The 12,738-nt window shown below is 53.9% G+C and carries 11 protein-coding genes, 2 tRNA genes and 1 rRNA gene; 11 read left to right on the forward strand and 3 right to left on the reverse strand.

The features are described from left to right. The 3 genes from rrf to BM323_RS23550 form a co-directional block, all read left to right on the forward strand. Positions 1 to 90: ribosomal RNA gene (gene rrf, locus BM323_RS23540) — 5S ribosomal RNA — on the forward strand; the annotation flags it as partial. A 102-nt stretch (positions 91 to 192) separates the two neighbouring features. Next, positions 193 to 269: transfer RNA gene (locus BM323_RS23545), tRNA-Asp, on the forward strand. Between the two features lie 8 nt (positions 270 to 277). Beyond that, positions 278 to 353 (forward strand) — tRNA-Trp (locus BM323_RS23550). 105 nt (positions 354 to 458) lie between these two features. Here BM323_RS23550 and hdfR read toward each other — a convergent pair. Then, positions 459 to 1,280: an HTH-type transcriptional regulator HdfR gene (hdfR, locus tag BM323_RS23555; RefSeq protein ID WP_008106614.1), complete on the reverse strand. Its 822-nt coding sequence runs from the start codon at positions 1,278 to 1,280 to the stop codon at positions 459 to 461. 121 nt (positions 1,281 to 1,401) lie between these two features. Here hdfR and BM323_RS23560 point away from each other — a divergent pair, with 121 nt between their 5' ends. Next, positions 1,402 to 1,740 carry a MaoP family protein gene (locus BM323_RS23560; protein ID WP_008106616.1) on the forward strand — a complete coding sequence of 113 codons (339 nt, stop codon included), beginning with the start codon at positions 1,402 to 1,404 and terminating at the stop codon, positions 1,738 to 1,740. Between the two features lie 30 nt (positions 1,741 to 1,770). On the opposite strand, the gene BM323_RS23565 is transcribed toward BM323_RS23560, so the two are convergent. Further along, positions 1,771 to 3,291 carry a YifB family Mg chelatase-like AAA ATPase gene (locus BM323_RS23565; RefSeq protein WP_008106618.1) on the reverse strand — a complete coding sequence of 507 codons (1,521 nt, stop codon included), beginning with the start codon at positions 3,289 to 3,291 and terminating at the stop codon, positions 1,771 to 1,773. Positions 3,292 to 3,619: 328 nt separating this feature from the next. Between BM323_RS23565 and ilvL the strand changes: the two genes are divergently transcribed. From ilvL to ilvA, 6 genes are all read left to right on the forward strand, one after another. After that, a complete protein-coding gene (gene ilvL / locus BM323_RS23570) occupies positions 3,620 to 3,718 on the forward strand; it encodes an ilv operon leader peptide (protein ID WP_071531048.1) in 99 nt (32 codons plus the stop codon). A gap of 149 nt (positions 3,719 to 3,867) precedes the next feature. After that, on the forward strand, positions 3,868 to 5,514 hold the full coding sequence (ilvG, locus tag BM323_RS23575) for an acetolactate synthase 2 catalytic subunit (RefSeq protein WP_008106622.1): 1,647 nt from the start codon (positions 3,868 to 3,870) through the stop codon (positions 5,512 to 5,514). Beyond that, the gene (gene ilvM, locus BM323_RS23580; protein ID WP_008106624.1) at positions 5,511 to 5,768 is read left to right on the forward strand and encodes an acetolactate synthase 2 small subunit; all 258 of its coding nucleotides are present in this window, start codon (positions 5,511 to 5,513) and stop codon (positions 5,766 to 5,768) included. Before ilvG ends, ilvM begins: the two co-directional genes overlap by 4 nt. 18 nt (positions 5,769 to 5,786) lie before the next feature. Next, positions 5,787 to 6,716 (forward strand): branched-chain amino acid transaminase, encoded by a 930-nt coding sequence (locus BM323_RS23585; RefSeq protein ID WP_007888821.1) that lies wholly within the window; start codon positions 5,787 to 5,789, stop codon positions 6,714 to 6,716. Positions 6,717 to 6,778: 62 nt separating this feature from the next. Beyond that, positions 6,779 to 8,629 carry a dihydroxy-acid dehydratase gene (gene ilvD, locus BM323_RS23590; protein ID WP_008106626.1) on the forward strand — a complete coding sequence of 617 codons (1,851 nt, stop codon included), beginning with the start codon at positions 6,779 to 6,781 and terminating at the stop codon, positions 8,627 to 8,629. A 3-nt stretch (positions 8,630 to 8,632) separates the two neighbouring features. Then, entirely contained in the window at positions 8,633 to 10,180 is a 1,548-nt protein-coding gene (gene ilvA / locus BM323_RS23595) for a threonine ammonia-lyase, biosynthetic (protein ID WP_008106627.1), read from the forward strand. On the opposite strand, the gene ilvY is transcribed toward ilvA, so the two are convergent. Continuing rightward, the gene (gene ilvY, locus BM323_RS23600; protein WP_008106630.1) at positions 10,181 to 11,062 is read right to left on the reverse strand and encodes an HTH-type transcriptional activator IlvY; all 882 of its coding nucleotides are present in this window, start codon (positions 11,060 to 11,062) and stop codon (positions 10,181 to 10,183) included. It lies immediately after the preceding gene. A 161-nt stretch (positions 11,063 to 11,223) separates the two neighbouring features. On the opposite strand from ilvY, the gene ilvC reads away from it, so the two are divergent. Beyond that, positions 11,224 to 12,699: a ketol-acid reductoisomerase gene (gene ilvC / locus BM323_RS23605; RefSeq protein ID WP_008106632.1), complete on the forward strand. Its 1,476-nt coding sequence runs from the start codon at positions 11,224 to 11,226 to the stop codon at positions 12,697 to 12,699. Positions 12,700 to 12,738: the final 39 nt, after the last annotated feature.

Raw genomic sequence — 12,738 nt, forward strand, 5'->3', positions numbered from 1 at the left:
ACCTGACCCCATGCCGAACTCAGAAGTGAAACGCCGTAGCGCCGATGGTAGTGTGGGGTCTCCCCATGCGAGAGTAGGGAACTGCCAGGCATCAATTTAAGACCCGCTATCGGGTCGTGACCTTCCCAGTGACGCGGGAAGGGCGAAACACCTGAAATCAGAACGATTGTCTGATATCAGTACAGAATCGGTGGAGCGGTAGTTCAGTTGGTTAGAATACCTGCCTGTCACGCAGGGGGTCGCGGGTTCGAGCCCCGTCCGTTCCGCCACCCTAATTAGGGGCGTAGTTCAATTGGTAGAGCACCGGTCTCCAAAACCGGGTGTTGGGGGTTCGAGTCCCTCCGCCCCTGCCAGAAAATAATCCTTTGCTTCGGCAAAGGATTTTTTTTGTCCAAAATTTGGCAGTGAAATGAGTTTGAGTTTCACTGTGATCCACTCAAACTCCCTCATTTATTATCTTATTGTGTCAAAACCGGATATTTAAGCAGCTGACGAATGTGACTTTGCTGATCGCTATTCTGCAGCCACACCGCATATAACGGTCGCACGGCGACGGGTGTATCTGGAATAACCATCAAATCACTATAAATGCCGTGCCAAAAATCAGGTAAAAATGCACATGCACCGGTGGTATGCAGTAATTCGCGCGTTAAATGTGCCGATGTCGTAGTTAATACAGGGACATCATCACTGGACAGATAACTTTCATGCTGATGAAAATCTGCGCCCCATTCCAGCTTGATATAGTCATATTTTTCACGCTTCTCAGTTTTGCGCGCCCGGAATAATGCGAGAGAAATATGACCTATTTGCTGGCTGGTTAACTCATCCATTTTTGGTGCTTCGGTAGTGATCAACAGGTCCAACTGACGTTCATGCAACTGCTTAACCAGCAAGTGTCGCTGGGCGATGCGCGCCTCAAGATGGAGGCTTTCGCGATTCTCATAAAGTGTTTGCAACCAAGGGGTTAAATACGCTTCCCAAAGGGATGCGCTACCTCCTATCGAAAGCTCATGATGCTGTTGTGTATGTGAAACTTCCTTTTTGGCCATCAGCCAGGTACTCATCAAGCTTTCGGCATAGGGCAATAAACGCTCGCCCGCTGAAGTCAGCCGGATGTTATTACGGTGACGAGTAAAAAGATTTACGCCCAGCTGGTTTTCCAGCTGACGAATGCGAAAACTAACGGCAGATTGCGTGAGGTAAAGCGCTTCAGCAGCACGCCCGAAATGGCGTGTTCTGCTCACTTCGAGGAAAGTTTTCAGTAATTCCGTATCCACTGCATTCTCCCAAAAATTGTTTGTCGTAATGATTTAAATGTTTTGTTTTACACTCTGTCAAGCCTATCTAATACTCCGCGCCATAAATAGCACGGCCATATGAGAGTCAGGAGCGTGTAAAATGGCGGATAGCTTCGCAACAACGAATCGTTTCTTTGATAACAAACATTACCCACGTGGTTTTTCGCGTCATGGTGATTTCACCATTAAAGAAGCCCAGCTTCTGGAGCGCCACGGTTACGCCTTTAATGAACTGGATCTCGCTAAGCGTGAACCCATTACAGAAGAAGAGCGTTCATTTTTAGAAGTATGTCGTGGTCTTCGTGAGCCGCAAACGGAAGCTGAACGTGTATGGTCGAAATATACCGCACGTATCAAGCGACCTAAGCGTTTCCACACGCTATCTGGCGGCAAGCCGCAGATGGACACGGTGGAAGATTTTAGCGATAGCGATGATTAAGAATAGCGGGGCTTATATAAGCCCCGTTTTTTATTCCAGAGTTTTGTGCAGATAGATCATTAAGCGGTCGATGCTGCGATATCCCACTGCTTCCTGCAAATGGCTCCGCGTAATCAGCTCTTCACCTGCTAAATCAGCGATTGTCCTCGCCACCTTTAAAATCCGCTGCCAGGCGCGTACCGAAAGCCCCAACGAATTCAACACCTCTTCCAGCCATTCAGCATCCTGCTGCTTCAATGGACACCAACGTAAAATCTCCGGGTTTGAGAGATGAGCATTCACTTTTCCGCTGCGTGCTGTTTGAATCTGTCGCGCGGCAAGGACGCGTGCTAAAACCTCAGCGCTGCTTTCGCTGACTTGTTGTTTCTTACTCAGCGATCCGCTTGGAAGAAGTGGAACTTCTAACGATAGATCAAAGCGATCAAGAAAAGGTCCTGATAGGCGATTGAGATAGCGCAACACCTGCTGAGGTGATGAGCGATTATGGTTGCCCTGATAATGCCCAGTCGGGCTAGGATTCATTGCACCGATCAATTGAAAGCGCGCGGGATAAGTCACTTTAGCGCGCGTGCGTGAAATGGCGATTTCCCCGGATTCGATCGGTTCGCGCAACGCATCCAGCGTTCTGCGCTCAAACTCGGGCAGTTCATCGAGGAATAACACACCGTTGTGTGCCAAAGATATTTCCCCAGGCCGTGGCAATGAACCGCCACCAACCAACGCATACAGTGATGCACTATGATGAGGCGCTCTGAACGGCCGTTTGCGCCACTGATGATGGAGATTGCCACTGCTTACCAGACTGGCGATAGCGGCGCACTCCAGTGCTTCCTGGTCGTCTAATGGCGGCATGATACCGGGCAGACGAGTTGCCAGCATGGTCTTGCCGGTGCCCGGCGGTCCAATCAGTAACAGGTTATGCCCGCCAGCTGCAGTGATCTCCAGTGCTCGTCGGCCCTGATCCTGACCAATGATATCACTGAGGTCCTGCTTTTCCTGTTCAAGCGTTTCAGGGTGATAATGCGCAACGGTGAGGGTAGTTTTGTTATGTAGAAACGCACAGATTTCTACCAGATGTTTGCCAACCAGCGTCTCGCCTTGTTGAATCAACCCAACATCCTGTTGATTCTGTTCAGCTAACACCATTTGTCTGCCCGCTTGCAGCGCCGCCATCGCCGCCGGAATAGCGGCCTGAACGCCACAGAGCGCGCCGTTAAGCGCTAACTCCCCCAGGAATTCATATTGCCCTAGTTTTGCGTCTGGCAGCTGCTCAGAGGCTGCCAGAATGGCGATAGCGATGGGAAGGTCATAGCGTCCGCCTTCTTTTGGCAGATCGGCAGGTGCCAGATTGATGGTGACGCGTTTCGCCGGAAAGGTAAATCCGCTATTAATAATCGCGCTACGCACCCGCTCCCGCGCTTCTTTTACCGTGGTTTCAGGCAGTCCAACCAGCGTCAGGGCCGGCAAACCGTTGCTAATGTGTACTTCCACCGTCACCAGCGGAGCCTGAACACCTAGCGCAGCTCGTGTTAATACTTTGGATAAAGACATAACCGCTCCTTGTTGTCCTTATCATCAGAGCAGCCAGGTGGATGAACAATGGCTATCTGCTCAACATCAGAACCAGATTCCTGACATTCGCTGAGAATTGCAGCGGTTTCACTAAAAATCAGAGCCTGTTCGTAAACCGCAAATGAAGATTACGAAGCGGGCGTTATGAATTTTTATCACAAATGTAAATAACCTTTTACTTACAATGTGATAACGCAAAGCCGCCAGCGCCGTCATAAAAATTCCCAATGAAAATTATTGTCAATGACGTGCTAACTATGATAACTCTGTAGGTATTACTTCGAACAATCGAAAAAACAAACAACACATGAAAGCCCTTCTACAAGTGATTAGCCTAGTCGTGATTAGCGTGGTGGTGATTATTATCCCACCGTGCGGGGCATCGCTTGGAGAAAGAAAGGCTTAAAAATCAAGTCTGGAATTCCAAAAACCCCCGCACCGAAAGGTCCGGGGGTTTTTTTTTAACCAGGCTAAATATCAGCAAATTAGCGAGGAACAGATTATGAGCAGTAGCATAAAATTCTGTTGTTCCCCTAGGAATACAGGAGAATAACCATGACAGGTGCACAGTGGGTAGTTCAGGCTTTACGCGCGCAGGGTGTCGATACAGTGTTTGGCTATCCTGGCGGCGCAATCATGCCAGTGTACGATGCGCTCTACGATGGCGGCGTGGAACACCTACTGTGCCGTCATGAGCAGGGTGCGGTGATGGCGGCCATCGGTTATGCCCGCGCAACCGGCAAGACTGGCGTCTGTATCGCCACTTCGGGTCCGGGCGCCACCAACCTGATCACCGGTCTGGCGGATGCGATGATGGATTCGATCCCGGTTGTAGCGATCACTGGCCAGGTCTCATCGGCCTTTATCGGTACCGACGCCTTCCAGGAAATTGACGTTCTCGGTTTATCCTTAGCCTGCACTAAACACAGTTTCCTCGTTGAATCCCTTGATGATTTACCTTCGGTGATGGCAGAAGCCTTTGCTATCGCGCAATCGGGTCGTCCCGGCCCGGTTCTGGTTGATATCCCAAAAGACATTCAGATCGCCAACGGCGAACTGACGCCGCATCTGCTGCCGGTTGAGGAAGAAATCAGCCACTCAGCGCAGCACATTGCGGAGGCGCGCGCATTGATGGCGCAGTCGCATAAGCCGATGCTGTATATCGGTGGCGGCGTTGGTATGGCGCAGGCGGTCCCTGCCTTACGTGCCATGGCGCAGGAAACCGGCATCCCGATGGTTTCCACTCTGAAAGGGCTCGGCAGCGCAGATGCCAGCAGCGATCTCTATCTCGGGATGCTGGGCATGCATGGCACCAAAGCCGCTAACCTCGCAGTACAATCCTGTGATTTGCTGATTGCCGTCGGCGCACGCTTTGACGACCGCGTTACTGGCAAGTTGGATACCTTCGCGCCGCACGCCAGCGTTATCCATATCGATATCGATCCTGCCGAGCTGAACAAACTGCGCCGCGCGCACGTTTCACTGCAGGGCGATATGAATCAGGTGCTGCCCGCACTTAGCATGCCAATGCACATTGATGGCTGGCGCAAAGAAGTCAGCGCGATGAAAAGCGAGTTTGACTGGCGTTACGATCACCCAGGCGAAGCAATCTACGCGCCGTTGCTGCTGAAGCAGTTATCCGATCGTAAAGCGGATAGCGCCGTGGTCACCACCGACGTCGGCCAGCACCAGATGTGGGCCGCACAGCACATGAGTTTCACCGCGCCAGAAAACTTCATCACCTCCAGCGGCCTCGGCACCATGGGCTTTGGCTTGCCGGCGGCGATTGGTGCACAGGTTGCACGTCCAGAAGATACGGTTATCTGCGTATCTGGTGACGGTTCCATCATGATGAACATTCAGGAGCTGGGCACTATCAAGCGCGGCAAATTGCCGGTGAAGATTCTGCTGCTGGATAACCAGCGTCTCGGCATGGTGCGCCAGTGGCAGCAATTGTTCTTTGATGGTCGCTACAGCGAAACCATTCTTACTGATAACCCCGATTTCCTCACGCTGGCCAGCGCCTTTGATATCCCAGGCCAGCGCATTAGCCGTAAAGATCAGGTCGACGCCGCCCTCGATGCTCTGCTGAACAGTGAAGGTCCTTACTTCCTGCATGTTTCGATAGATGAGCATGAAAACGTCTGGCCATTGGTACCGCCGGGTGCCAGCAACGCAAACATGATGGAGAAAACCGCATGAATCAGCATCAATTGTCTATCGAAGCCCGCTTTCGTCCTGAAATATTGGAGCGCATTTTGCGTGTCGTGCGTCACCGTGGTTTCCAGGTGTGTGCGATGAATATGGCCTCCGCGGTCAATGCCGAGAACATTAATATCGAAATGACCGTTGCCAGCCAACGCTCAGTCGATTTACTGTCTTCGCAGTTAAGCAAACTTATGGATGTCGCTTGCGTCGAGATCCAACAACAGACAACACAACAAATCCGCGCATAGTCGCCAAAGGAAAAAGCAATGAGTACGAAGAAAGCAGACTTTATTTGGTTCAATGGTGAGATGGTTAAGTGGGAAGACGCCAAGGTCAGCGTTATGTCTCACGCACTGCACTACGGTACTTCTGTGTTTGAAGGCGTGCGTTGCTACGACTCACACAAAGGTCCTGTCGTGTTCCGCCACCGTGAGCACATGAAGCGTCTGCATGAATCCGCCAAAATTTACCGTTTCCCGATTAAAGCCAGCGTTGATGAGTTGATGGAAGCGTGCCGCGAAGTAATCCGCGTGAACAAACTGAAAAGCGCTTATATCCGTCCGCTGGCCTTCGTCGGTGACGTGGGTCTGGGTGTGAACCCGCCAGATGGCTACACCACCGATGTAATCATCGCCGCCTTCCCTTGGGGTGCTTACCTGGGCGCTGAAGCGCTGGAAAACGGTATCGACGCGATGGTTTCTTCGTGGAACCGCGTTGCACCAAACACCTTGCCGACCGCCGCGAAAGCGGGTGGTAACTATCTTTCTTCTCTGCTGGTCGGTAGCGAAGCGCGCCGCCACGGCTATCAGGAAGGTATCGCCCTCGACACCAACGGCTATATTTCAGAAGGTGCTGGCGAAAACTTGTTCGAAGTGAAAGATGGCATTCTGTTCACGCCACCGTTCACCTCTTCAGCGCTGCCAGGCATCACCCGTGACGCCATCATCAAGCTGGCGCAAGACATGGGTATCGAAGTGCGTGAGCAGGTTCTGTCGCGCGAATCCCTGTATCTGGCAGACGAAGTCTTCATGTCAGGTACTGCAGCGGAGATCACTCCGGTGCGTAGCGTCGATGGCATTCAGGTCGGCGAAGGTAAACGTGGTCCGGTCACCGGTCGTATCCAGAAGGCATTCTTTGGCCTGTTCACTGGCGAGACGGAAGACAAGTGGGGCTGGTTGGATCCGGTTAACGCATAACGAGATTTTTTGCGGGCGTCAGATGGCGCCCGCAACCTGATTATTACTGGAGTAAATAGAGCATGCCTAAGTACCGTTCCGCCACTACCACCCATGGACGTAACATGGCCGGTGCCCGTGCCTTGTGGCGCGCGACAGGAATGACCGACGACGATTTCGGTAAGCCGATTATCGCCGTGGTCAACTCATTCACCCAATTCGTACCGGGCCACGTGCACCTGCGCGATCTTGGCAAACTGGTTGCTGAGGAAATCGAAGCAGCGGGCGGCGTGGCTAAAGAGTTCAACACCATTGCGGTGGATGACGGTATCGCCATGGGTCATGGCGGCATGCTGTATTCACTGCCTTCACGCGAGCTGATTGCCGATTCAGTGGAGTACATGGTCAACGCGCACTGCGCCGATGCCATGGTCTGTATCTCCAACTGCGACAAAATCACCCCAGGCATGCTGATGGCGTCACTGCGCCTTAACATTCCGGTGATCTTTGTGTCTGGCGGCCCGATGGAAGCCGGTAAAACCAAACTGTCTGATCAAATCATCAAACTGGATCTGGTTGATGCAATGATTCAGGGCGCCAACCCGAACGTCAGCGATGCCGACAGCGACCAGATCGAACGTTCTGCTTGCCCAACCTGCGGTTCCTGTTCCGGTATGTTCACCGCCAACTCGATGAACTGTCTGACCGAAGCGCTGGGCTTATCTCAGCCAGGTAACGGTTCACTGCTGGCCACGCACGCCGATCGTAAAGAGCTGTTCATCAATGCCGGTAAGCGCATCGTTAGCCTGACCAAACGCTATTACGAGCAGGATGACGTCAACATGCTGCCGCGTAACATCGCCACCAAAGCGGCGTTCGAGAATGCGATGACGCTGGATATCGCCATGGGCGGTTCCACCAACACCGTTCTTCACCTGCTAGCAGCGGCGCTGGAAGGCGAAATCGACTTCAACATCTCCGATATCGATCGCTTGTCTCGCAAAGTACCGCAGCTGTGTAAAGTGGCGCCAAGTACGCCGAAATATCACATGGAAGATGTGCACCGTGCGGGTGGCGTTATCGCCATTCTCGGTGAGTTGGATCGCGCCGGTTTGATCGACACCAGCGCGCGCAACATCTTGCAGCAGAGCATGCGTGAAACCCTGGATCAGTACGACATCATGCTGACCAAAGATCAGGCGGTGAAGGATATGTTCCGCGCCGGTCCTGCTGGTATTCGTACCACCAAGGCGTTCTCGCAGAATTGCCGTTGGGACACGTTGGATGACGATCGTACCGATGGTTGTATTCGTACTCGCGAACACGCTTACTCGCAGGATGGCGGCTTAGCCGTGCTTTACGGCAACATTGCGGAAGATGGCTGCATCGTTAAAACCGCTGGCGTAGACAAAGAGATCCTCACCTTCAAAGGCCCGGCCAAAGTGTACGAAAGCCAGGATGATGCGGTTGAAGCGATCCTTGGCGGCAAAGTTGTAGCCGGCGACGTGGTAGTGATCCGCTACGAAGGACCGAAAGGCGGGCCGGGCATGCAGGAAATGCTCTATCCGACCACCTATCTGAAATCTATGGGCCTCGGCAAAAGCTGCGCACTGATCACCGATGGTCGCTTCTCTGGCGGTACGTCGGGCTTGTCGATTGGTCACGCCTCTCCGGAAGCGGCGAGCGGCGGCACCATCGCGCTGGTGAAAGATGGCGACATGATTGAAATCGATATCCCGAACCGTGGCATCAAGCTGGCGGTACCGGATAACGAACTGCACGCACGTCGTGAAGAAGAGCAAGCGCGTGGCGATGCGGCTTATACCCCGCACGGCCGCGTGCGTGAAGTCTCCTTTGCCCTGCGCGCCTATGCATCATTGGCGACCAGCGCAGACAAAGGCGCGGTGCGCGATAAGTCTAAGCTGGGAGGCTAACCAATGGCTGAGTCTCAACCGCTCTCCGCAAAGCCAAACGGCGCGGAGTATTTGCGCGCAGTGTTACGTTCACCGGTGTATGAAATTGCTCAGGTGACGCCGCTGCAAAAAATGGAAAAAATTTCATCGCGTCTTGGCAACACTATTCTGGTGAAGCGTGAAGATCGTCAGCCGGTGCACAGCTTCAAGCTGCGCGGGGCTTACGCGATGATTGCCGGGCTGAACGAAGAGCAAAAAGCGCGCGGCGTGGTGACGGCTTCGGCCGGAAACCATGCGCAGGGCGTGGCGCTCTCGGCCAGCACGCTTGGCATCAAATCACTGATTGTGATGCCGTTGGCCACGGCAGACATCAAGGTTGATGCAGTACGCGCATTTGGCGGTGAGGCTTATCTGTTTGGTGCCAACTTCGACGAGGCGAAAGCTAAGGCGATTGAGCTGTCAGAGCAGCAGGGTTACACCTTCGTTCATCCGTTTGACCATCCGGCGGTGATCGCCGGGCAGGGCACGCTGGCGATGGAGTTGCTGCAGCAGGATGCGCATCTCGATCGCGTCTTCGTGCCGGTCGGCGGCGGCGGTCTGGCGGCGGGCGTGGCGGTGCTGATCAAGCAACTGATGCCACAGATCAAAGTGATCGCCGTGGAGTCGGAAGATTCGGCCTGTCTCAAGGCGGCGCTGGATGCCGGAGAGCCAGTTGATTTGCCGCGCGTGGGCTTGTTTGCTGAAGGCGTGGCGGTCAAACGCATCGGCAGCGAAACCTTCCGCCTGTGTCAGGAGTATCTTGATGACATCATCACGGTAGATAGCGATGCGATTTGCGCAGCGGTGAAAGATCTGTTCGAAGATGTGCGCGCCGTGGCGGAACCTTCTGGTGCGCTGGCGCTGGCGGGGATGAAGAAGTACATCCAGCTGCACGACATCAAAGGCGAGCGTCTGGCGCACGTGTTGTCGGGTGCCAACGTGAACTTCCACGGCTTGCGCTATGTCTCTGAGCGTTGCGAACTGGGCGAACAGCGTGAAGCGCTGCTGGCGGTCACCATTCCAGAGCAGCAGGGCAGTTTCCTCAAGTTCTGTCAGACCATCGGCGGACGCTCTATCACCGAGTTCAACTATCGCTACGCAGATGCGGATAACGCCTGCATTTTCGTCGGCGTGCGCTTAACGCGCGGGCTGGAGGAGCGCAGTGAGATCATCAGCCAGCTGAGCGAAGCCGGTTATAACGTGGTGGATCTGTCGGATGATGAAATGGCCAAGCTGCACGTGCGCTACATGGTGGGCGGACGTCCATCGAAGCCGCTGCGCGAACGCCTGTTTAGCTTTGAATTCCCGGAAGCACCGGGCGCGCTGCTGAAGTTCCTGCAGACGCTTGGCGCGCACTGGAATATCTCGCTGTTCCATTATCGCAGCCACGGCACCGATTACGGCCGCGTGCTGGCAGCCTTTGAAGCCAACGATCAGGAACCGGATTTCGAAACCCATCTCACCGCGTTGGGTTACGAATGGCGTGATGAAGCAGAGAACCCGGCGTTCCGTTTCTTCCTCGCCGGGCAGTGATTACAACTGGTGCCAGAATGCATTGATAAGCGGCTCTCCGAGCCGCTTTTTTTGTACGCAAACGCCGAGTTCCAGCGGCGCGACAGATTCCACATTCTCCAGCGTTAACACGCGATTGCGCACCGGTTCCGGGCTGTTCTCCAGTACCACATCCGGCAACAGCGCAATACCGCATCCCAGCGCCACCATCGACACAATCGCTTCATGACCAGATACCGTGGCATAAATCTGTGGATTAGGAATGCGCTGGCGGCGGAACCATAAATCGATACCACGGCGTGCAGGTCCTTGTTCCGGCAGGATAAACGGAATCTGCGCCCAATCGGGTTGCTCCTGCGTTGCCTGATTGCGTACCGGACAAGGCAGCGCCGGGGCGATCAGCACCAGCGGAATCAGGCCCAGTGGCGTAAAATCTATGCTGGCGGGCAGCGATTCAGGGCGACCGGCAATGGCGAGATCGGCGTCACCGGATTGCACCATCTCAATCGCATCGGCGGCATCACCGGTAGTAAGTTTGATTTCTACCTGCGGATGTTCAGCGCGAAAGCGATCGAGAATCGGCGGCAAATGGCTGTAAGCGGCGGTCACCGAGCAAAACAGGCGCAGCTCGCCGCTCAGTGAAGGGCCGTTAAGATCCATCACATGGCGCAACTGCTGATACTGCAGCAACGTCTGCTGCGCAAACTGGCGCAGGCGCTCACCGGCTTCTGTTAGCGTCACGGTGCGGTTATCACGCAGGAACAGCGCGTGACCGACATCCTCTTCCAGGCGCTGAATCTGGCGCGATAGGGTTGAAGGGCTGACGTGCATGGCACGCGCGGTGCGACCAAAGTGGCAGCTTTCAGCCAGATGAAGGAAGAGTTTCAGGTCTCGTAAATCCATGCGCGTATCGCCTCAAGGTTATGTTGCAAATTTTGCAATGTGACCTTGCTAATATATCAATTTAAGCAACGGATTTCCTGTCATATGATGGGGTCATTCGCGGCGTAAGAGACAACGTCGTTACTGAACAAAAACAAACACAACATCTAACCGGAGTACCCATGGCTAATTACTTCAACACATTGAATCTGCGCAACCAGTTAGCGCAGCTGGGCAAATGTCGTTTCATGTCACGCGACGAATTCGCAGATGGCGCTAGCTTCCTGAAAGGCAAGAAAGTGGTCATCGTTGGTTGTGGTGCTCAGGGTCTGAACCAGGGCCTGAACATGCGTGATTCTGGTCTGGACGTGGCGTATGCCCTGCGTGCTGAAGCGATTGCTGAGAAGCGTGCCTCTTTCCGCAAAGCGACCGATAACGGCTTCAAAGTCGGTACTTACGAAGAGTTGATCCCACAGGCCGATCTGGTAGTAAACCTGACGCCAGACAAGCAGCACTCCGCGGTAGTTCAGGCTGTTCAGCCGCTGATGAAAGATGGCGCTGCGCTGGGGTACTCACACGGTTTCAACATCGTTGAAGTGGGCGAAACCATCCGCAAAGACATCACCGTTGTGATGGTAGCGCCGAAGTGCCCGGGTACTGAAGTACGTGAAGAGTACAAGCGTGGTTTCGGTGTTCCTACGCTGATCGCCGTTCACCCGGAAAACGATCCAAAAGGCGAAGGCATGGCGATTGCTAAAGCCTGGGCAGCAGCGACCGGCGGCGACCGTGCGGGCGTGCTGGAATCTTCCTTCGTTGCGGAAGTGAAATCTGACCTGATGGGCGAGCAGACCATTCTGTGCGGTATGCTGCAGGCCGGTTCTCTGCTGTGCTTCGACAAGCTGGTGGCTGAAGGTCACGACGCGGCTTACACCGAAAAACTGATTCAGTTCGGCTGGGAAACTATCACCGAATCACTGAAGTTCGGCGGCATTACGCTGATGATGGATCGCCTGTCTAACCCGGCGAAAATCCGTGCTTATGCGCTGTCTGAGCAGTTGAAAACCATCATGGCACCGCTGTTCCAGAAGCACATGGATGACATCATCTCTGGCGAATTCTCTTCAGGCATGATGGCTGACTGGGCTAACGACGATAAAAACCTGCTGACCTGGCGTGAAGAGACCGGCGCAACTGCATTCGAAAACGCACCGCAGTTTGATGGCAAAATCGAAGAGCAGGAATACTACGACAAAGGCGTCGTGATGGTTGCGATGGTGAAAGCAGGCGTTGAGCTGGCGTTCGAAACCATGGTTGACGCGGGCATCATCGAAGAGTCGGCTTACTACGAATCACTGCACGAGTTGCCGCTGATTGCTAATACCATCGCACGTAAGCGTCTGTATGAGATGAACGTAGTTATCTCGGATACCGCAGAATACGGTAACTACTTGTTCTCCTTCGCGGCAGTTCCACTGCTGAAAGAGTTCATGACCACGCTGCAGCCGGGCGATCTGGGCAAAGCAGTTGAAGGTACTCAGGTTGATAACGCACAGCTGCGTGACGTCAACGAAGCCGTTCGTCAGCACCCAATCGAATCTGTAGGCCGCAAACTGCGTGGCTACATGACCGATATGAAACGTATCGCTGTCGCTGGCTAAGCCACGCACGACACCGTTTTCAGCACAATAAAAACCCCG

Source organism: Pantoea sp. YR525 (assembly GCF_900116775.1).
GTDB classification, from domain to species: domain Bacteria; phylum Pseudomonadota; class Gammaproteobacteria; order Enterobacterales; family Enterobacteriaceae; genus Pantoea; species Pantoea symbiotica.

What these genes read in the sequence shown, in the direction of transcription:
- ilvM (WP_008106624.1), top strand. Translation starts at nt 5,511, where the DNA reads ATGAATCAGCATCAATTGTCTATCGAAGCCCGCTTTCGTCCTGAAATA.
- ilvY (WP_008106630.1), bottom strand. Translation starts at nt 11,062, where the DNA reads ATGGATTTACGAGACCTGAAACTCTTCCTTCATCTGGCTGAAAGCTGC.
- ilvL (WP_071531048.1), top strand. Translation starts at nt 3,620, where the DNA reads ATGAAAGCCCTTCTACAAGTGATTAGCCTAGTCGTGATTAGCGTGGTG.
- BM323_RS23585 (WP_007888821.1), top strand. Translation starts at nt 5,787, where the DNA reads ATGAGTACGAAGAAAGCAGACTTTATTTGGTTCAATGGTGAGATGGTT.
- BM323_RS23565 (WP_008106618.1), bottom strand. Translation starts at nt 3,291, where the DNA reads ATGTCTTTATCCAAAGTATTAACACGAGCTGCGCTAGGTGTTCAGGCT.
- ilvA (WP_008106627.1), top strand. Translation starts at nt 8,633, where the DNA reads ATGGCTGAGTCTCAACCGCTCTCCGCAAAGCCAAACGGCGCGGAGTAT.
- ilvD (WP_008106626.1), top strand. Translation starts at nt 6,779, where the DNA reads ATGCCTAAGTACCGTTCCGCCACTACCACCCATGGACGTAACATGGCC.
- BM323_RS23560 (WP_008106616.1), top strand. Translation starts at nt 1,402, where the DNA reads ATGGCGGATAGCTTCGCAACAACGAATCGTTTCTTTGATAACAAACAT.
- ilvG (WP_008106622.1), top strand. Translation starts at nt 3,868, where the DNA reads ATGACAGGTGCACAGTGGGTAGTTCAGGCTTTACGCGCGCAGGGTGTC.
- ilvC (WP_008106632.1), top strand. Translation starts at nt 11,224, where the DNA reads ATGGCTAATTACTTCAACACATTGAATCTGCGCAACCAGTTAGCGCAG.